Genomic DNA, 19,262 nt, shown 5'->3' on the forward strand with positions numbered 1-19,262 from the left:
CGGGAGCCGGTCCTTATCTGCGGCGGTGAAAGCTGATCTTCTGTTCCAGTGGCGGCAGGGCGTCGCCACTGTCGCCACAACCATCACAGGCGCCGCCACCGCAACCACCAGCCCTGGCCGGTGGCAGGATGCGCCGGCCCAGCGCCTGCCAGGGTGCGCCACGACGCCGCACCAGCCAGCTCCCCAGCCGCGCCTGCCAGCGCCAGCTCATCGCAGGCGCCAGCTTGCGTGCCATGTAGAGCAGGCTGGCCGCGACCAGCAGGCCGATGATCAGGTATTGCCACCACAAGCTGCTCATGCCAGCCACCCCGCGATCCGATAGGTAAGGAAAGACGCTGCGTAGGCCAGCACGAACATGTAGCCGAAGGACAGCGCCACCATGCGCCAGGACTGTGTCTCGCGCCGGATGATGGCCAGCGTGGACATGCACTGCGGCGCGAAGGCGAACCACACCATCAGCGACAGCGCGCTGGCCAGCGAGATATGCGCAGCCAGCGCCGTCTGCAAGGCGGGCCCCTCGTCGCCACCGACGGCGTAGACGGTGGCCAGCGTCGCCACCGCCGTTTCGCGGGCGGCGAAGGCCGGAATCAGCGACAGGCTGATCTGCCAGTTGAATCCCAGCGGTGCAAACAGGTACTGCAGGCTATGGCCGATATGGCCGGCGATGGAATAGTCGATGGCCGCTTCGGTGGCGCCGGCCGGCGGGGCAGGGAAGGTACAGATGGCCCACATCAAGACCGTCAGCGCCAGCATCACGCCGGTCAGACGCTTGAGGAAGATGGCGCCGCGCTCCCACAAACCCAGCGCGATATCGCGCCAGTGCGGCAGGCGATAGGAGGGCAGTTCCATCAACAGCGCACGCTCCTGGCGCGCACGGCCGATGCGCTTGGCCACCCAGGCCACCAGCATGGCGGCGGCGATGCCCGCCACATACAGGCAGAACAGCGCCAGTCCTTGCAGATTGAAGAAACCCAGCACCGCACGATGCGGAATGAAGGCGCCGATCAGCAAGGCATACACCGGCAGGCGCGCCGAGCAGGTCATCAGTGGTGCCACCAGGATGGTGGCCAGCCGGTCACGGGGATCGGTGATGCTGCGTGCCCCCATGATGCCGGGGATGGCGCAGGCGAAACTGGACAAGAGCGGAATGAACGAGCGCCCGGACAGGCCCACCGACACCATCACCCGGTCCAGCACGAAAGCCGCGCGCGGCAGGTAGCCGGATTCCTCCAGCAGCAGGATGAAGAAGAACAGCACCAGGATCTGCGGCAGGAACCCCAGTACCGTCCCCAGCCCGGCCACCAGGCCATCGGTCACCAGGCCGCGCAGCGGCCCCTCGGGCAACCATTCACCGACCACGCCACCGAGCGTGCCGAAGCCATCGGCAATGGCGTCCGTCATCGGCTTGCCGATGGCATATACGGCCTGGAACACCAGGAACATGGTCAGCGCCAGCAGCAGCACGCCCAGCACCGGATGCAGGGCGATGCGGTCGATTGCGTCATCACGCCGGTCGGTCGGTGCCGGCATCACGACGGTGTCCGCCAGCAGGGCGCGCACCTCCACGTGCAGGTCGGCCACTGCCGGCGCCGTGGGTGCCGCCAGCGATTGGGCGTCGTCGATGGCCGCCTGCAAGGCATCGGCACCACCACGCCTGACGGCGATGGTTTCGATGACCGGCATGCCCAGCCGCTGCGACAGTGCCGCCACGTCGACCCGGATACCGCGCCTGGCCGCGGCGTCCATCATGTTCAGGGCCAATACCATGGGCCGCCCCAGGCGCCGCACTTCCAGCACGAAGCGCAGGTGCAGGCGCAGGTTGGTGGCATCGGCCACGCAGACGATCAGATCCGGCACCGCCTCGCCCGGGTAGCGTCCCTGCAGCACCGCCTGCGTCACCCGTTCGTCGGGGCTGACCGACTGCAGGCTGTAGGCACCGGGCAGGTCCACCACCCGCACCTGACGGCCGGAAGGGGAAGTAAAGCTGCCCGACTTGCGTTCCACGGTCACGCCGGCATAGTTGGCCACCTTCTGGCGCGCCCCGGTCATCTGGTTGAACAGTGCGGTCTTGCCGCAGTTTGGGTTGCCGACCAGAGCAATGTTGAGTGCGCCCGCGCTCATGCTGCCATTTCCGAACCGGCCTGCAGCGACACCCGCTGCGCTTCGGCCCGCCGCAAGGCAAAACGGGTGGAGCCGATCTGGACCACGATGGGATCGCCACCAAAGGGCGCCGTCGCCACCACCCGTACCGGTTCACCGGTGACGAAACCGAGGTCGCGCAGACGGGCGGCGACGGCATCGGCGGCGTGCAGGTCGGCAACATGATCGACAATGGCGGCAATGCCCTTGGGAAGTTCGGTGAGACGCATGATGGTGTGCTTCAGTCGAAGAAATCAGGAACGATTCTCATTATATTCCTTCACTTTGACACTTGCCTGACGGAAGCCCAACAGCAGCGGAGGAGGGTACTGACAGTCAGCAAGAGACGCTCAAGCCCGCCAGCTGGCGGAATTCGAGGCGATCACGGGGATTTCCGACGGGCATCGCGGGCCGGGCCAGGGCTGTTTGCGCATATCAGCTGCGACGATATGTCGCAATCCCGGGGTGCAATCCACACGAAAGTGTTGGATTACAGACAACTAAAAAACGCAACTCTGTGATTTTCTTTTATTATTCGAACAACAAAGTCGCTGAAAGTGTCGCTTCTGCGTCCAAGTGACGGATTTTTTCATGCGTAAATTTTTGCAGCGCACTATACTTAATTTAGTTTCCTTGGGGAAATTTGTACTGGGCCTCGTCGGTTCAGTACACAGGCACCGGCGATACAACCGCATGGGGGCGGCATCGCCGGAACGATCGATTCAAGCAGCTTGCCCGGTCTCTGCCCTGGCAGGCTGAGCAACAACAACAATATGAATCCACATCCAGCAGGTCCAGCCGAATCCGACATGCCGCAGCAAATGCCGCTGCGCTCGTTGCTCGCTGAAATCAGTGCCTTGACGCTGCATGTGCAGCAACTGAGTCGCATGGCGGGGGAGGCCAGCGCACTCATCGAGAACAGCCAGATGCCGGCGCCGGTCGATCCCGAGCCGCTAGGACGGGACGATCGCCTGCAACGCAGCGAGCGGGTACAGCTGGAAGAAGCCATCATGCGCATCTTCGATGAGGTCTTCGGCCCGCGTATCGACACCCTTGAACGCCAGATGAGCATGAGCCTGATCGCCGAGATCGGACCCGCGGCCTTCGTGCAAAAGGTCCTGTGGGGCGAGGAAATCAGCGATATCGCCCTGACCATTGCCCTCGAACGCATGCTGCCGGCGCTCGAACAACTGGTGGAGGCCTATCCTCAGGCCTTCCTGCAACAGGCCAACAAGCTGCTGGGACGCTTCAAAAGCAACTGAGGCAGACTTCGCCCGCTGCCCGTCGCCCATACAGCTTCACGGCGCTTCACGACACATGTTCGCCCCCGACGCGCCTGAGCGAACGCTGCAGGTGCGCAGCAAAGCGTGCCGCGGCAATCGATTGCCGGTGGTAGGCCAGCGACAGCTGCGCCCGCGGCGCCGGTTCGCGGATCTCGATGTAGCGCACCTGTGCCAGTTGTACCTGTTCGATGGCTTCCGGGACGATGGAAATCCCCAGCCCGGCGGCCACCAGATTGATGGCCGAGGTCAGCTGCGGCGCCAGCTGGATCACCTGCGGATCGAAGCCGGCCGCCTGGCACGCGCTGAAGATGTTGTCGTACAGCGCCGATCCCTTGCCACGCGGCACCATGATGAAGTTTTCCCCGGCCAGGTCCTGCAGGCGCAACGATTTGCGTCGTGCCAGTGGATGCGAACGCGGCAAGGCCACCTTCAGCTTCTCGGCCGGCAGTTCCACCACCCCCAGCTCGGCCGACGGCGTCGTCACGATGCGCACGAAGGCCGCATCCAGTTGCGACGCGGCGATATCGGCCAGCAACTGCTCGGTGATCCCTTCACTGAGGGAGATTTCCAGCTTGCGATGACGCTCGCGGAATTGCTGGAGCGCATGCGACACCAGCGGATGGAATACCGCCGACGAGGTAAAACCCATGCGCAGCAATCCCACCTCGCCGCTGGCGGCCTGTTGCGCAGCGCGCAGTGCCTGCTCGGCATTGTCCACCGCCGTCTGGGCGTGTGGCAGCAACACCCGTCCCACCTCCGACAATTCCACGCCATGCGAGGTGCGGATGAACAGCGCGCCGCCTACCTCCTGCTCCAGGTCCTTGATCTGCATCGACAGCGGGGGCTGGCCGATGCCGACCTTCTCCGCGGCCCGGGTAAAGCTGCGCTGTTCGGCCACGGCCAGGAAATAGCGGAGATGTCGCAGTTCCATTGTGCTCACCTGATATCTGCTTCATAGATGGCCAGGCCACCTTCCATATATTGGACAATATAGCGCATTTATCCCAGACTACCCCTCTCCACAACACATGGCGGTACGCCTTCCTCCGGCGCGTCTGCCGTCCCCTTGCCATGCAGTCGCTCTCCGATTCACCGTCTTCCAACGTCCCGTGCCCGGAAGCGGCACCCGCCGCGCACCATGCCACCTCTGCCAACTCTGCCACCCCGGCCAGCCATGCCACCGGTGGCGCGGTCCGCGGCTCCGCCGCCTACCGCCACATCGTGCTGGCGTTGTTCTGCTCGGGCTTCGCCACGTTCTCGCTGCTGTACTGCGTGCAGCCGTTGCTGCCGGCCTTTGCGCAGGAATTCCACATCGGCGCGGCCAGCGCCTCGCTGGCCCTGTCGCTGTCGACGGGCTTCCTGGCGGTCTCCATCCTGTTGGCGGGCATGGTGTCGGAGCGCTTCGGCCGCAAGGAACTGATGTTCGCCTCCCTGGCCACCGCCGCCTGCTGCAACCTGCTGGCCGGCATCGCACCCAGCTGGCACCTGATCCTGGTCGCCCGTGCGCTGGAAGGCATCGCCCTGGGCGGCGTGCCGGCCGTGGCCATGGCCTATCTGGCCGAGGAAATCGACGCCGGTGGCCTGGGCTACGCCATGGGGCTGTATGTGGGCGGCAACGCCTTCGGCGGCATGGTCGGCCGGGTCGCCATGAGCACCCTGGCCGAATCCTTCGGCTGGCGCCACGCCATGCTTGCCATCGGCGCGCTGGACCTGGTGCTGGCAGTGGCCTTCGTGATGATGTTGCCGGCCTCACGCAACTTCGTGCGCAACGGCACGCTGCGCCTGCGCGACCACTTCGGCCTGTGGCGCCGCCACCTCGGCCACGCCCGCCTGCCGCTGACCTTCGGCATCGCGGCGCTGAACATGGGCATCTTCGCTACCTCGTACAACTACGCCGGCTTTCGCCTGATGAGCCCGCCGTTCTCGTTGTCAGCCACGCTGACCGGGCTCATCTTCAGCGCCTACATCTTCGGCATCGTGTCCTCTTCGTGGGCCGGTGCCCTGGCTGACCGCTATGGCCGCGCCCCGCTGGTGACAGCGGGCATCGGCACTTCCTGCGTGGGCCTGTTCCTGACCTGCACGCCCTGGCTGGCAGTGGTCATCGCCGGCATCGTGCTGTTGACCATCGGCTTTTTCACCACCCATTCGGCCGCCAGCAGCTGGGTCGGTCGGCTGGCGGGGCGGGGCAAGGGGCATGCCGCTTCGCTGTACCTGCTGGCGTATTACCTGGGCGGCAGCGTGCTGGGCTCGGCCGGCGGCTGGTTCTGGGAACACGCAGGCTGGAACGCCGTAGCTGCCTTCATGCTGCTGCAGGTCGTGACGGCCGCATGGCTGGCCCGCTGCCTATGGCGGCAGGGTCGCAACTGACACCTCTTTGAGAGCAGAAACGACAAGGCCGGCACAATGCCGGCCTTGTCGTTTTGGGCCGCCCAGTTCACTGCGCCGGCCGGCTCGGATTCCACAGGCGCTGCGCGGTATGGCCCTCATAGGCCTTGCCCTTGGGATAGCTGACCAGTTCCATCTCGGCGCCCCACGGCGCGCGGAAGTGGACCCAGGTCTCGCCACCGGTGTCGCCAGCCGTCATGGTGATCGGCTCACCCAGCACGGTGATGCCGTGCGACTTCAGGTAGGCCACGCCAGCGACGATGTCCTCCGTGTAGAAGGCGATGTGCGAGGCACCGGCCTCGGCCAGTTGCGGCATTGCCTTGCTGCCACGCGGATTGACGTACTCGAACAACTCGATGTTGGCACCGGTCCCGCAGCGGATCATGGCCAGGGTCACGCTGTCGGCGCGCGGCGCGAAGGCCTCTGATTTCTCGGCGGCGGCGACATCCAGGGGGAAGGGGCCGATCTGCGTCACCGGTACGCAACCGAAGGTATCGATGAAGAAAGCCTCTGCCTGCTTCAGGTCAGGCACATTGATGCCGACGTGATCGACCCCGGCAATCGGAACGCCGGCGGCATGACCCGGTACAGCCATCAGCAGGGCGACTGCGGCCAGAAGGGAAACAACGAATTTCATGGAAGACTCCGTGCAACGCTAAAGGTGAAAAGTGAAAGGTGATCAGTGGGAAGGGGCTACGTCGAGGAAGACGAAGACACTGGCCAGCTTGCCCTCGCGAATGGTGAAGATGTCCTCGCCGTGGATCAGGGCCGGCTGGTCCGGCGGACCGTAATTCCAGGTGACGCGACCCAGACCGTGGTTCCAGCTCACCGGATCGGGCTTAAAGGAAAAACCGGGATGCTGGTCCTGGACCCGTTGCAGCAACTGGCCCACGGCGGCGTGTCCGACCGCCTTGGCCTGGTAGTCGGCGACAAAGAAATCATCGGTATAGACCTGGCCGACACGCAGGTTGCGGCGCTGCGCATCGGGCTCGTTCCAGATCGTGAAATGCAGGTCGATCAAGGCCTGCGCCTGTGCCACGTCAACGGTGGCGTCACTTGTGAGATGCATGGAAGACTCCTGGGTGAAGGCTGCCGGCGCTGCAAGCAGGGCCAGCGCGCCAATGAGGGAAAGGGTGGCGACGAGATTTTTCATGGTCGGTCTGGCGATGTAAGACGGCGCTGGCGGACATGCCGTGCCAGCGCCCCCGACATCACACCTGTGCCATGCCACCATCAACAAACAGTTCGATGCCATTGACGAAGCTGGAGGCATCCGACGCCAGGAAAGCTACTACCTTGCCGATTTCCTGTGGTTCGCCCAGGCGGCCCAGCGGCACTTGTGCGGCGAGGAAGTCGAACAGCCCCTGACGCGCTTCATCGGGCACCAGGCCGCCCAGGCCAGGCGTACGGACCGGGCCGGGGCTCACCACGTTGACGCGAATGCCGCGGTCCTTCAGGTCCAGTGCCCAGGAGCGGGCAAAGTTGCGCACCGCGGCCTTGCTGGCACTGTAGACGCTGAAGTTGGCCGTGCCCTGGATGGAGACGGTGGAGGCGGTAAGCACCACCGAGGCGCCATCGACCAGCAGCGGCAGGGCCTTTTGCACGGTGAAGAGCACGCCACGCACATTGGTGCCGAAGATGCGGTCGAAGTGTTCTTCGGTGATCGCGCCCAGCGGCATCATGTCGCCACCACCGGCGTTGGCGAAGAGGATGTCCAGCTTGCCGGCGCTCTTGGCGATCTGGGCATAGACCTGGTCCAGATCGGAGAGGACCGAGGCATCGGCCCGGATACCGGTGGCGGCCACGCCGATGCTGGCCACTGCGGCATCCAGTTCAACCTGGCGGCGACCGGTGATGAAGACACGGGCACCCTGTGCTGCCAGTTCCTGGGCGGTGGCCAGGCCGATGCCGCTGGTGCCGCCGGTGACGAGTGCGATCTTGCCGTCGAGTTGCTTGTTCATGGTGTTGCTCCTTATGTCGGGTGCTGCAATTTGGATGAAATGGACGTCTGCCATGTCGTGGCGCCCCGCCTTGCGTTGCGCTGTGTATCGATCAGGCATGGCTGCACTTTAGCGGCGGTCGATTCCCAGATAAACCGTGTAAAATCAAAATTACTATTCACACACGTGGATAATCTGGACGATCCCGCAAACTTTTCCGGCAGGCGTCGATCAACCAAGGACACTCGACATGGATCAATTGATGGCCATCCGCGGCTTTGCGCGGGTGGTGGAAGCCGGCAGTTTCACGCGAGCTGCCGATTCGCTGGACATGCCCAACGCCACGCTGAGCAAGCAGATACAGGAACTGGAGTCGCACCTGGGCGTGCGACTGCTGCAGCGGACCACGCGCCGCGTCACCGTCACGGCCGAAGGGCGCGACTACTACGAGAAGACCACCCGCATCCTGCGCGACCTGGAGGATATCGATACCTCCTTCGACGCGGCCCGCGTCAAGCCCAAGGGCCAGCTGCGGGTGGATGTCGGTGGTTCGACCGCGCGTGACGTGCTGGTCCCGGCGCTGCCGGAGTTCATGGCGCGCTATCCCGACATCCGCATCGACCTCGGCGTCTCCGACCGTTCGGCCGACCTGATCAGCGACAACATCGATTGCGTCCTCCGCGGCGGCCCGCTGGACAGTTCATCGCTGGTCGCGCGGCACATCGGCAATGCGACGCTGATCACCTGCGCGGCGCCGGCCTACCTGAAGCAGTTCGGCACACCGGCCTATCCGGAAGAACTGAAGAACGGACACCGGCTGGTGAGTTACCTGTCGCCGCAGAATGGCCGGGCCTTTCCCTTCCGTTTCGAACGCAAGGGAGAAAAGCAGGACATCAAGATCGACCATCGCATCGGCGTCAACGAGAGCAACGCCCATCTGGCGGCGGCAATGGCGGGCCTGGGCATCGTGCAGACCTTCAGCTATGCCGCGCGCGACGCACTGGAGCGCGGGGCGCTGGTGGAAATATTGCAGCCCTGGCGACCGGCGGCCTATCCCTTCCACGTGGTCTATCCGCAGAACCGCCATGTCAGCCAGCGCCTGCGGGTCTTCATCGACTGGCTGCTGGAGTGCCTGCCGGCGCGCATCGCCGCCGAGCATATGGCGACTCAAAGAGCCGTAACCAAGACCCGCAAGCGCTGAGCAGACGCAGGCAAAAAAAATCCCCGGCCGCAGCCGGGGATCTTCATCACGACATGAGCGCCGCAGATTACGGAGTCTTGTCGGACTTGTCAGGAGTGGCCGCCAGGGCTGCATTACGCTCGGCAGTGGACTCCTTCTTCTCTTGCTTCAGCTGCGCCTTGGCAGCCTTCTTGTCGGACTTGTATTCCTGCTTGGCGGCCTTCTTCTGCGCCTTGTACTCGGCCTTGGCATCGGCATCAGCCTGACGCTTCTGGACGAACGGGTCATTCGAAGGCACGGCCGAAGGCGATGCGGTCGAAGCCGACGACATCGGCGCGGTCGGTGCAGCGCCCACGGCGTTGCCATTGGTCGGTGCATTCTGCGCCATGGCGCTACCGGCCAGGGCCATGAACAGGGACGAGATCAGAATATGACGAGTCTTCATGTGTACCTCCTTGCATTATGTTTTTCGGAAAAGCCCGAGGCTTGGATACTCAAGAAAATTACAGGATGCGGGATCGCAGATCCGTGTCATCACTATAGGCAAGCTTGCGGTCGCGCTATGTCGGACAAGGACTGATTCTCCGCTTCCCCGATTACGCAAAATGTGGGGCCTGTTGGCCTGCCTGTTCTGCGTAACGCGTGAATCTCTGAAGCCTTTTCCGACAGGAAGGTTCGAGGAGAAGTGCAAGCGTTGGTGAGGCTTGCAAGCAATCGTAACAAGGGGGAACCGTCACTCATTGCCGTCAGCAGATGGCGATGCAAGGAGATGCTATGCAACGAAACAACAACGCTGCAAGCAATGAATGTTCGCCACCACACGGCTTCTGCAAATCGAGCTATATGGGGAATGCGCAAATGTCAGGCGGAGAAAGACGCTTGCTCAAAGGCGCCAATTCGCTATGTTTGTCGAAATATAACGAAGGCCTGAAAAACTCTGTCAAATCCATTGAACAAGTTATTGCGATTTTGTATTGGATCGATAGGAATTTTTTTATCGCACCGCAAAATGGATCAACCAGCGATTATTGCCAGCAGATGATCAATTCAATTTTTTTCCAAATAAATCAACGATTTAATTAACTTCAACTACTTCATAAGTAGAAATTTATGCAACATTCTCCATGTGCAGATGCGGTGCAAAAAGAGCAGTACAGGCTCGAAAAAACTGATTGTTCGCGTTTCTGGAATGATGTATTCCGGTTTGTCTGCTTTTTCTGCCGCGCTTGGATCTCTAAACTTGGTTCTACGATGACAGCACACAACGACTGAACCACAAGTGTCGGCCCAGGTTGCAGTGCTCATCCCCTCACTCACAAAGGAATGATCATGAACACCAAGAATATTGCCAAGAACCTGTTTGCCGGCCTGCTGTTGACTACCGCTGTCGGTGCCGCCATGGCTGAAGCCCCGTATCCCGCCGAGACCCAGATCGTCTCGACCAAGAGCCGCGCCGAAGTGGTCGCCGAGTTGAAGCAAGCCCGCGCCAATGGCGACCTGCTGGTGACCGACCAATATCCGGTCGACAAGCCTTTCGTCTCCACCAAGACCCGCGCTGACGTACGCGCCGAACTGATCCAGGCCCGCGCCAACGGCGACCTGCTGGTGACCGAACAATATCCGGTGGAAAAGCCCTTCCACTCGACCCTGACCCGTCAGCAAGTGCAAGAAGAACTGCAGCAAGCCCGCAACCAGGGCACTGCTGTAAGCAACAGCAACGCTCCGCTGTAATCCGCATGCCCTGATGCCAGGCCGGCGCCATCCGCGCCCCTGGCTGCGCATCACCCGCACCGGCGATCCCGGTGCGTCAGTCTCTCCCCAGGCGGGCCTCATGAAAGCGACGTTCTCTCCCCTCGGTCGCCGGTAGTGAGGTCCGCCTGCCTGCTTTCTGCGCCCATCTCGCCATCTCGATTCCGGACAATTCCCGCTGCCGCCCTGACGCTGCCACGCCGCCAGCCGCATTAGAAAAATTTCGACATTTTTCTAAGTTTTTCCAGCGGTCCCTATCCGGAATTTTTCCCCTCCCAATGCACGATTTTCACTCTGCAGCATGCTCATTTTTTACCCAATTCGGCGGAGCATTTCTTTTTTCATTTTCTAAGTTTTCCTGTTTTCGACTTCTAAGTTTTCATCATCTGTGTTTCTAAGTTTTCGACAAGCGGCCGGATCACCCGATCACGGGATTCCACGGTACCTGCGCCTGGCAACAATGGATGTGCTTGTTCTGAAATCCGGAACGATGAATTCCGATTTCGCGTCTTTATCCGTCGTCCGTTGATCTCTAAACTTGGTTTCACGATGACAGCACACAACGACTGAACCAAGACCTTGGGCCGGGTTGAAGTGCACATCCCTTCTCTCACACAAAGGAACGATCATGAACACCAAGAACATTGCCAAGAACCTGTTTGCCGGCCTGCTGTTGACCTCCGCCATCGGTACCGCCATGGCTGAAGCACCGTATCCTGCCGAAACCCGCTTCGTCTCCACCAAGAGCCGTGCCGAAGTGGTCGCCGAACTGCAACAAGCCCGTGCCAACGGCGAACTGCTGGTGAGCGATCGCAACCGCGACGACAAGCAGATCGCCTCTGCCAAGACCCGTGACGAGGTGCGCGCCGAGCTGGCCCAGGCCCGCGCCAATGGCGAAATGCACGTCACCGATCAATAAGCCTTGGCGACCAACAAGCCGGGTTGTCCGGCACACCAGTCTCTCCCCTGCAGGCGGATCCATGACAGCGACACTCTCTCCCCTCGGTCGCCAGTCGTGAGATCCGCCTGATCTTTTTTGCGTGTGGCTTCATCAGGCGCCGACGGCACGCATCAGAAAATCACAGTGACAGTTTTTCTAAGTTTTAGCCCCTGTGATTACTTAGTTTCAACAATCCAACTTTCTAAGTTTTTCATGCCACGCCAGTGTTGTAAAAATGCGACCTCCGGCGAGTTCATTGTTGCCCTTTCAGCGGCTCTCCGGGCGCGCCGTCGATGAGGGTATCCAAAGCATCCGGCTGATTGCGCGAGCTCAGTTCTGCACGCATGCGGGGCAGGGCGTCCGGGTAATGGCTGGCGATGAAGTTGATCATGTGCTCGCGAATCTGGCAGCGCAGGTCGAAAGCACTGCCCGAATCCCTGGCCGACACCAGCAGGCGAATCTGCATGGTGCGTTCGCTGGCGTCGGTGACGTGCATGACGCAGACCCGCTTGTCCCAGAGCGGCAGGGTCTGGCAGATGCGCTCGAATTCGGCACGCACGGCCTGCGTGGGAACCGAAAAATCCAGCCACAGGAATACCGTGCCGAGAATGGTGGAGGAGGTGTGGGTCCAGTTCTCGAAGGGGTTTTCGATGAACCACTGCAGCGGCACGATCATGCGTCGTTCATCCCAGATCCTGACCACGACGAAGGTCCCGGTGATTTCCTCCACGCGCCCCCATTCACCCTTGACGATGAGCACATCGTCGATGCGGATCGGTTGCGAGAAGGCAATCTGCAGGCCGGCAAAGAAATTCCCCAGCACCGGCTTGGCGGCGATACCGGCGACGATACCGGCCACCCCGGCCGAGGCCAGCAGGCTGGCACCGAACTGGCGCGCACCGGGCAGGGTCAGCAGCACGAAGGCCAGGCCCAGCAGGGCGATGAGGAAGTAGGCACTGCGCGAGAGCACCCGGGTCTGGGTCAGGATGCGACGGGCCTTGAGGTTGTCGGCCACGTCATAGGGATTCAAATTGACGACCGTCAGGCTCACCGATTTCACGCAGCGCATCAGGAACCAGGTCAGCGCCAGGATGAAGGCGATCGAGGTGAGATAGGAAATACGAGTCAGGCCCGGTGTATTGTCGGGCGCACCGGCCAGCACGATACGCAGCATGAACAGGATCACACAGGCACGGCTGGCGTTGAAGGTGACCTGCGTGGCGGTGGTGGTAAAGGGCCGGCCGCGTGCCAGGCGCCTGACCAGCGCCACCCCCAGCCGATGCAGGAAGATCGCCAGCAGCACCGCCACCAGGGCGACGCCGAGCACGATCAGGCCCGAACGCAGCGGGCCTTCGTTCATGTTGTAAAGAAAATCGAGGTCCAGGCTCATCCGTTCCCTTCCATCTGTTGTGTTGTCGAATCGGTACGCCCAGAGGCGTTTTTCCAGTTCGAACAGGGAAGGGGGATTTTGTTTCCGCTAATTTCCTGGCGCCGGCCCGGTGGCCTCCAGGGTGGCCACCAGCAGGCGGGCAGTCTCGACGGCAGCGGCCTGGGCCAGCTGCACCGGGGCAGGGCGCTGGCGGGTAAGGGCCTGCAGGGCCGGCGCATCGCGCGCCTGCAGGGCCTGGGCCAGCGCGTGCAGCCACTCCAGCAGTTCCGGTGCGACAGGCTGGGGATGCGCCCACAGGTGGCTGGCGGCAGCCGCCAGGCGGCGCGACAGGGCGACTGCCGTGCGGCCACGCCCATGGTCACGCTCGCGCCAGCCGCGTTCGCGCGCCACCCGTTGCAGCAGCAGGCCGGCTTCGACATTGGCCACGCAGGCGTCGCGGCGGTGGGCGTGCAACTGCGCGATAACGGCCTTGTCCGCTCCACCGGCGCCAGCCGGCATGGCCGGTACCAATGCCGCGGCCAGGTAGTCCAGGTTGAGCTGGGCCATGCGGCGCAGTTGCGCCTGCGGGTCTTCCTGCTGGCGACGCGGCCAGAACAGATAGCTGGCCAGGACCGCCACCACCGCGCCAATGACGTTGTTGCCGGCACGCAGCGCGGCATTGGCCAGTTCATGGGCCGGATCGCCGCCGACATCGGCCACCAGCACGAATACCGGTGTCAGGAAGGTGGCATACAGGCCATAGCTGACCGGCCGCAGGGCCATGGTCAGCAGGGTCAGCGGGAACACCAGCAAGGCCAGCCCCAGCGGCGAATGCACCACCAGACAGACCGCCACCGCCAGCACGCCACCGACCACGCTGCCGACGGCGCGCTCCATGCTGCGCGACCAGCTGTCGGAGATGCTGGGTTGCATCACCAGCATGGTGGCCATGGTGGCCCAGTAGCCGAAGGGCAGTTCCAGCAGGTGCACGATCAGATAGGTGGCCCCGGCGGCGGCGGCGCAGCGCCAGGCGTGATGCCATTCGGCCGAACCGGCGCGCACGTGCAGGGCGGCCTTGCGGGCGGCCGCGCTCAGCAGATGAAACCAGGCCGATACTCCCACCCGCTGCGCGCGCTCGGCGCGGGCGGCCTGCTTCAGGCGGGCGGGATCATCGCCGCCATTGGCCAGTGGCGTGTCCACCCGCTGCAACAGACGGCCGGTGCCGCTGGGTAGTCGTGCCACCAGTTGCCGCAGGCGCAACATGATGCGGGCATCGTCATCGGCGGCAATGGCATCACCACGCTGCATGTCGCGTTGCATGGCCTGCAACTGGCGGGCGATGGCGGCCAGCACGCGGCCGGTGCGCTGGCGGGCGCGGGGCGCCTGATAATGCGTCAGCTGCAGGTCGGCCAGCACGGTGATGCCATCGAGCAGCACCTCGGCACGGGCCAGGCGGACCAGCAGGTTTTCATACAGACGGCGGGATTCGGTACGCTCCACGGCCACCGCCTCCAGGGCGCGATGCGCACTGGCCAGGTCGAAGCGGGCGTGACGGCGGGTGTGGGCGGCCAGTTCGGCGGCATGCACCGCATAGGCCGGGTCGTCCAGGTCATTGGCGGCCGCAATGGCGGCCAGTTCGGCCAGGGTGCCATAGGCGCGCGCGACTGCCTGGCGTGCCGGGGCGAAGGGGTGGATGCGCCAGACCGTCAGGCCCAGCAGCAACGCCCACAGGCAGCCGGCGAAATAGATCAGGACATGGCTTTGCGAGAGCGGCCACAACACCACCGGCGCATCGGCCATGATGGCCGAGACCCCGGCCGCCAGCATCAGCACCAGGCCGACGGCCGCACCATAGATACGCGAAAAACCAGCCGCACCGGCGCAGGCCATGATGGCCAGCAAACCCGCTTCCACGCTCAGGCCGGCGGCGCTGGCGGCGACCATGCCGCCCAGGGTGGAGGCCAGGGCGAAGCCGCCCATGGACGCCAGCCTGGCCCGGTTGGAGCCGGCACTGTCGGCCAGCGAGGTGAGAAAGGCACCGATGGCGGCCCAGGAGAAGAGCGGATTGCCCAGCCATTCGCCCAGCAACAGCATGGCCGCCGCACCGCAGGCGGCACGCAGGCCTTCGGAGAGATTGGCGTGACGCAGCGGGAACTGCATGCGCCAGCGTTCGACCCGGGTGCGACAACGACGGCAATGGGTCAGCAGCAGAAATCGGTAGAGCGAAAACCGCGATGACAGCAGCGACAGGGATTGCAAAAGCGGGAGCGACGACAAAGGCGGCGGCATGATCACGTGCTGACGTAGAGGGCTGGGGTGCAGGCGGCCTGGAAACCGGCCATGAGGATTGCCGACACCTGCGCACTCACGGTCGCAACGACGTCATTCCGGTTCCGCCGTCACGGGTGAGGAGGGGCGGCAGGCATCGGCAGTGCTCAGTATAGGAAGCTGCGCTCATGCACGGCATGACTTAAATTCCGGCTTTGCATTCCATTTGAGAATATTCAGAAATGCATGGGGAGACGCCACCCAGCCGGTGAGAGATGGGGTAGTCGCAGTCCTGCGGCCAGAGGGCGTTCCTTGTCAGTCAACCCTACTTGCGGCCCTTGCCACCGGCGAACAGCTCGCCGCTCAGGTCCATCCATGCCCTGGCCGCATGCGAGAGATAGCCGCCCCGGGTGACGTAGGCCACCTGCCACTGCACCTCCGGCTCGACCAGGCGCACCGCCTGCAACTGGTCGGTGGCCAGGCGGTGGATGAACGGTTCCGGCAGCAGCGCGGCACCCATGCCCGCCAGGGCCATGGCCACCAGCCAGTCCCATTGCGCGCTCTGGGCCACGATCTCGGGCGCGATGCCCTGTTCGCGGAACATGCCGCGCAGGCTGCGGGTGAGACCGAATTCATTGTTGAGCAGCACCAACGGCATGCCGTCGAGCTGGGCGCAGCGCAGGGTAGAGCGGTTCTTCTGGAAACTGCCGGCCTGGGCCACCGCCCACATCGGATAGCGCGCCACCGGCATGGTCTGCAACTCCAGCGCGGGGTCGGCCGGCAAGACCGTCATGCCGATCTCCAGCTCACCGCTGGCGACGCGCTGCTCGATCTGCGGGCCGGTATCTTCCTGGAGCACGATGGCGATCTCGGGATGTCGCTCGCGGAAGGCCTTCAGCACCGGGGTGCAGAGGATGTTGATCATGGGCGGTATGCCGATCTCCAGCCGGCCACTGCGCAAGGCCTTGGTATCGCGTACCTCGGCATCCAGGCGCTGCATCGAGGCCAGGATCTGCTGCCCCTGCTCATAGACCACGCGGCCGGTGTCGGTCAGCTGCAGGCGGCGGCCATCGCGAATGAGCAGGGGGGCATCCATCTCGTCCTCCAGCTGCCGCACCATCTTGCTGACGGTGGACTGGGTCACGTGCAAGGCGTCGGCGGCGCGGCTGAAGCTGTTCAGACGCACCGTTTCGGTGAAATAGCGCAGGGCGCGGATGTCCATGGCGAGGGCTTTCTGCAGCGGGAAGGCGGGCCGGCCCACCTATGCGTTTTACGACTGGAATGCGGGAATTTTAATCATACAGTGCATAGCGACCCGCTCCTACACTTGATACAAACAAGAATGCAAGAAGTCCGTCGAGGATGCACTGCACGCCCCCTAAAGAACCCGAGCAGGAGCACACCATCCATGGATAGCCAGCGCATCCGCCAGCCCGCATTGGCCGGCAAAGTGATGTCGGCCGCAGAGGCGGCGACATTTTTCCACAACGGCATGACCATCGGCCTGAGCGGGTTCACCCGTGCCGGCGACGCCAAGGCCATGCCCCGTGCGCTGGCCGATCGGGCCGCGCATGAAGAACTGCATTTCACCGTCATCACCGGCGCCTCGCTGGGCAATGGCAGCGACGGCCTCATGGCCGAAGCGGGCCTGCTGGCGCGGCGCCTGCCGTTCCAGGTCGATCCCACGCTGCGCAAGAAGATCAATGCCGGCGAGGTGATGTTTATCGACCAGCACCTCTCCGAAACGGCCGAGCAGCTGCGCAGCGGCACGCCTTCGCGCATCGACATCGCGGTCATCGAAGCCGCAGCCATCACCGAGGAGGGCATCGTTCCGACCATGTCGGTGGGCAATTCGGCCAGCTTCGTGGAGCAGGCCGCGCAGATCGTCATCGAACTCAACACCAGCATGCCGCTGGCACTGGAAGGTCTGCACGACATCTACCTCCCGGCCGCGCGCCCGGAGCGCAAACCCATTGCGCTGACCGCCGCCGGCGACCGCATCGGCCATCCCACCATTCCCTTCGATCCGGCCAAGGTGGTGGCCATCGTGCTCACCGAGACGCCCGACAGTCCGTCTTCGGTGCTGCCGCCGGATGACGAGACCCGGGCCATCGCCGGCCATGTGATCCACTTCCTGGAATGCGAAGTCGAGGCCGGTCGCCTGCCGCATACGCTGGCGCCGCTGCAGGCCGGCATCGGCACGATTGCCAATGCGGTGCTGCACGGCCTGGTCGATTCGCCATTCCGCGATCTGGTGATGTATTCGGAGGTCTTGCAGGACAGCGCCATCGACCTGCTCGATTCGGGCCAGCTGGCCTTTGCCTCGGCTTCCTCGATCACGTTGTCGCAGGCCAAGTATGCGCACTTCCTGGCCAATATCGAGCGTTACCGCGACAAGCTGGTGCTGCGCCCGCAGGAGATCAGCAATCATCCGGAGCTGGTCCGCCGATTGGGCATCATCGGGCTGAACACGGCGCTGGAGTTCGACATCTACGGCAACGTCAATTCCACCCACGTAGGCGGCACGCACATGATGAACGGCATCGGCGGCTCGGGCGATTTTGCGCGCAACGGGCAGATTTCGATCTTCGTCTCCAAATCGGTGGCCAAGGACGGTGCGATTTCCAGCGTGGTACCGATGGTCTCGCATGTGGACCACAGCGAGCATGACGTCGATGTGCTGGTCACCGAATGGGGCCTGGCCGACCTGCGTGGCCTGGCGCCGCGCGAACGCGCCGTGAAGGTGATCGAGCAGTGCTGCCATCCGGATTACCGCCCGCAGCTGCGCGACTACTTCGAGCGCGCCTGCCGCGCCGGAGGGCATACACCGCATCTGCTGGGCGAGGCATTCTCCTGGCACCAGCACTTTGCCACGCACCAGACCATGCGTCTGGACTGACATCGGCCGACCGCCGGGCGGCTACCGGTCAAGTCCGGCCGACGGCCTTGTGGACCACACCGGGCATGGCTTCCTTCATGGTATCGATGAAGTGGCGCAGGCGCGCCGGGTAGAAGCGGGCGTAGGGGTACAACAGCGAGACCGGCAGGGGTGCCGGCTCCCATTCCGGCAGCAATTGCACCAGCCGACCAGCGGCCACATCCTCGGACAGTACCCAGGATGAACCTACGGCCGCACCCATGCCGGCGATGGCCGCATTGCGCAGGGCGTAGAGGCTATCGGTGACCAGCTGGGGCCGGAACGCCACCTGGCTGCGCTCACCACTGTGGGCGTGGGTCAGCGTCACTTCGCGGCGGTAGAAGGCGGGAATGGCGATCCACGGCAGGTCCGCCAGCTCGGCCGGCGACTGCGGCAGCGCCCGTCCCTGCAGAAGGGTGGGGGCGACCACCGTCATGCGCGGCACCTCGGCCAGATGGATCGCCACCACCGAGGGATCGGCCACCTCTCCCACCTGGATCGCGCAGTCTATCCCCTGGCTGATGAAATCGGCGGCACGGTCGTGCAGCAGCCATTCCACCGTGATGCGCGGATGGTTGCGCATGAACTGCGCCAGCGGGCCGATCAGCTGCTCCTGGCCGAAGGCGTGCGGCACGGCCACCCGCAGGGTCCCTTCGGCGTGCTGGCGGGCACCGCGCAACTCGTTCTCGAACTCATCCCAACCGGCCAGCAATTCCTTGGCCCGTTCATAACAGCGCTCGCCATCCTCGGTCATCTTCATCGCATGGGTGGAACGCTGCAGCAGGCGCACGCCCAGCGAGCGCTCCAGGGTCTGCAGGCGACGACTGATGGTGGGTTGGGTGGTGGCCAGCTGCGCCGCCGCCGCCGACAGGCTGCCGGCATCGACGATGCGCACGAAGGTCTGGATCAGCTCGATGCGGTCGGTCAGCCCGGCCGCGGAAAAGCTGGCCATATTGGGCTGATCGGACGCGCCAGGGGAGGGGGAGATAGGCTTGCTCATACGGCTAACGTATAACAATTCTGCCGCGTGCGCTACTACCGGATGCGAGCCAGGAGGCGGAGAATCCGTTCCAACGCTGGCAAAGAGGGGGT

General features: G+C 63.7%; 19 protein-coding genes. 7 read left to right on the forward strand and 12 right to left on the reverse strand.

Translation table 11 applies throughout. The features are described 5' to 3' along the window. Window positions 1–13 precede the first annotated feature (13 nt). The 3 genes from HWE04_RS18970 to HWE04_RS18980 are packed head-to-tail and all read right to left on the reverse strand — an operon-like array spanning window position 14 to window position 2,369. Window positions 14–298, reverse strand: coding sequence for a DUF6587 family protein (locus tag HWE04_RS18970; protein WP_241813372.1), 285 nt, complete (start codon window positions 296–298; stop codon window positions 14–16). Beyond that, window positions 295–2,121, reverse strand: coding sequence for a ferrous iron transporter B (gene feoB, locus HWE04_RS18975; RefSeq protein ID WP_241813373.1), 1,827 nt, complete (start codon window positions 2,119–2,121; stop codon window positions 295–297). The genes HWE04_RS18970 and feoB overlap by 4 nt, the downstream gene beginning before the upstream one ends. Beyond that, on the reverse strand, window positions 2,118–2,369 hold the full coding sequence (locus HWE04_RS18980; RefSeq protein ID WP_006465337.1) for a FeoA family protein: 252 nt from the start codon (window positions 2,367–2,369) through the stop codon (window positions 2,118–2,120). The genes feoB and HWE04_RS18980 overlap by 4 nt, the downstream gene beginning before the upstream one ends. 579 nt (window positions 2,370–2,948) lie before the next feature. On the opposite strand from HWE04_RS18980, the gene HWE04_RS18985 reads away from it, so the two are divergent. Beyond that, window positions 2,949–3,401: a hypothetical protein gene (locus tag HWE04_RS18985; protein ID WP_039877031.1), complete on the forward strand. Its 453-nt coding sequence runs from the start codon at window positions 2,949–2,951 to the stop codon at window positions 3,399–3,401. 46 nt (window positions 3,402–3,447) lie between these two features. Here the strand turns inward: HWE04_RS18985 and HWE04_RS18990 are convergent, their stop codons facing one another. Continuing rightward, window positions 3,448–4,353, reverse strand: a complete 906-nt coding sequence (locus HWE04_RS18990) for a LysR family transcriptional regulator (RefSeq protein WP_241813374.1) — start codon at window positions 4,351–4,353, stop codon at window positions 3,448–3,450. Between the two features lie 140 nt (window positions 4,354–4,493). Between HWE04_RS18990 and HWE04_RS18995 the strand changes: the two genes are divergently transcribed. Next, window positions 4,494–5,789 carry an MFS transporter gene (locus tag HWE04_RS18995; protein ID WP_241813375.1) on the forward strand — a complete coding sequence of 432 codons (1,296 nt, stop codon included), beginning with the start codon at window positions 4,494–4,496 and terminating at the stop codon, window positions 5,787–5,789. A gap of 67 nt (window positions 5,790–5,856) precedes the next feature. Here the strand turns inward: HWE04_RS18995 and HWE04_RS19000 are convergent, their stop codons facing one another. The 3 genes from HWE04_RS19000 to HWE04_RS19010 are packed head-to-tail and all read right to left on the reverse strand — an operon-like array spanning window position 5,857 to window position 7,768. Next, window positions 5,857–6,444 carry a VOC family protein gene (locus HWE04_RS19000; RefSeq protein ID WP_241813376.1) on the reverse strand — a complete coding sequence of 196 codons (588 nt, stop codon included), beginning with the start codon at window positions 6,442–6,444 and terminating at the stop codon, window positions 5,857–5,859. Between the two features lie 42 nt (window positions 6,445–6,486). Continuing rightward, window positions 6,487–6,960: a nuclear transport factor 2 family protein gene (locus HWE04_RS19005; RefSeq protein ID WP_241813377.1), complete on the reverse strand. Its 474-nt coding sequence runs from the start codon at window positions 6,958–6,960 to the stop codon at window positions 6,487–6,489. A 58-nt stretch (window positions 6,961–7,018) separates the two neighbouring features. Beyond that, window positions 7,019–7,768, reverse strand: a complete 750-nt coding sequence (locus HWE04_RS19010; protein WP_006465331.1) for an SDR family NAD(P)-dependent oxidoreductase — start codon at window positions 7,766–7,768, stop codon at window positions 7,019–7,021. A gap of 229 nt (window positions 7,769–7,997) precedes the next feature. Between HWE04_RS19010 and HWE04_RS19015 the strand changes: the two genes are divergently transcribed. Then, window positions 7,998–8,948, forward strand: coding sequence for a LysR family transcriptional regulator (locus HWE04_RS19015; protein WP_241813378.1), 951 nt, complete (start codon window positions 7,998–8,000; stop codon window positions 8,946–8,948). A gap of 67 nt (window positions 8,949–9,015) precedes the next feature. Here HWE04_RS19015 and HWE04_RS19020 read toward each other — a convergent pair whose 3' ends face one another. Next, window positions 9,016–9,372: a hypothetical protein gene (locus tag HWE04_RS19020; protein ID WP_077236507.1), complete on the reverse strand. Its 357-nt coding sequence runs from the start codon at window positions 9,370–9,372 to the stop codon at window positions 9,016–9,018. A 329-nt stretch (window positions 9,373–9,701) separates the two neighbouring features. Here HWE04_RS19020 and HWE04_RS19025 point away from each other — a divergent pair, with 329 nt between their 5' ends. From HWE04_RS19025 to HWE04_RS19035, 3 genes are all read left to right on the forward strand, one after another. Beyond that, window positions 9,702–10,010 carry a hypothetical protein gene (locus tag HWE04_RS19025; RefSeq protein ID WP_241813379.1) on the forward strand — a complete coding sequence of 103 codons (309 nt, stop codon included), beginning with the start codon at window positions 9,702–9,704 and terminating at the stop codon, window positions 10,008–10,010. Between the two features lie 246 nt (window positions 10,011–10,256). Continuing rightward, window positions 10,257–10,658 carry a DUF4148 domain-containing protein gene (locus HWE04_RS19030; RefSeq protein WP_077236506.1) on the forward strand — a complete coding sequence of 134 codons (402 nt, stop codon included), beginning with the start codon at window positions 10,257–10,259 and terminating at the stop codon, window positions 10,656–10,658. A 646-nt stretch (window positions 10,659–11,304) separates the two neighbouring features. Beyond that, window positions 11,305–11,595: a DUF4148 domain-containing protein gene (locus tag HWE04_RS19035; protein ID WP_006465675.1), complete on the forward strand. Its 291-nt coding sequence runs from the start codon at window positions 11,305–11,307 to the stop codon at window positions 11,593–11,595. A gap of 274 nt (window positions 11,596–11,869) precedes the next feature. On the opposite strand, the gene HWE04_RS19040 is transcribed toward HWE04_RS19035, so the two are convergent. The 3 genes from HWE04_RS19040 to HWE04_RS19050 form a co-directional block, all read right to left on the reverse strand. After that, on the reverse strand, window positions 11,870–13,006 hold the full coding sequence (locus HWE04_RS19040; protein ID WP_241813380.1) for a mechanosensitive ion channel family protein: 1,137 nt from the start codon (window positions 13,004–13,006) through the stop codon (window positions 11,870–11,872). Between the two features lie 87 nt (window positions 13,007–13,093). Continuing rightward, window positions 13,094–15,274 carry an FUSC family protein gene (locus tag HWE04_RS19045; RefSeq protein ID WP_241813381.1) on the reverse strand — a complete coding sequence of 727 codons (2,181 nt, stop codon included), beginning with the start codon at window positions 15,272–15,274 and terminating at the stop codon, window positions 13,094–13,096. Window positions 15,275–15,578: 304 nt separating this feature from the next. Further along, window positions 15,579–16,475 carry a LysR substrate-binding domain-containing protein gene (locus HWE04_RS19050; RefSeq protein WP_241813382.1) on the reverse strand — a complete coding sequence of 299 codons (897 nt, stop codon included), beginning with the start codon at window positions 16,473–16,475 and terminating at the stop codon, window positions 15,579–15,581. Window positions 16,476–16,661: 186 nt separating this feature from the next. Between HWE04_RS19050 and HWE04_RS19055 the strand changes: the two genes are divergently transcribed. Next, window positions 16,662–18,152: an acetyl-CoA hydrolase/transferase family protein gene (locus tag HWE04_RS19055; protein ID WP_241813383.1), complete on the forward strand. Its 1,491-nt coding sequence runs from the start codon at window positions 16,662–16,664 to the stop codon at window positions 18,150–18,152. Window positions 18,153–18,180: 28 nt separating this feature from the next. Here the strand turns inward: HWE04_RS19055 and HWE04_RS19060 are convergent, their stop codons facing one another. Further along, window positions 18,181–19,170, reverse strand: coding sequence for a LysR family transcriptional regulator (locus HWE04_RS19060; protein WP_241813384.1), 990 nt, complete (start codon window positions 19,168–19,170; stop codon window positions 18,181–18,183). Between the last annotated feature and the right edge of the window lie 92 nt (window positions 19,171–19,262).

It is taken from the genome of Herbaspirillum sp. C7C2, assembly GCF_022627865.1.
In the GTDB taxonomy this organism is placed as follows: Bacteria; Pseudomonadota; Gammaproteobacteria; order Burkholderiales; family Burkholderiaceae_D; genus Herbaspirillum; species Herbaspirillum frisingense.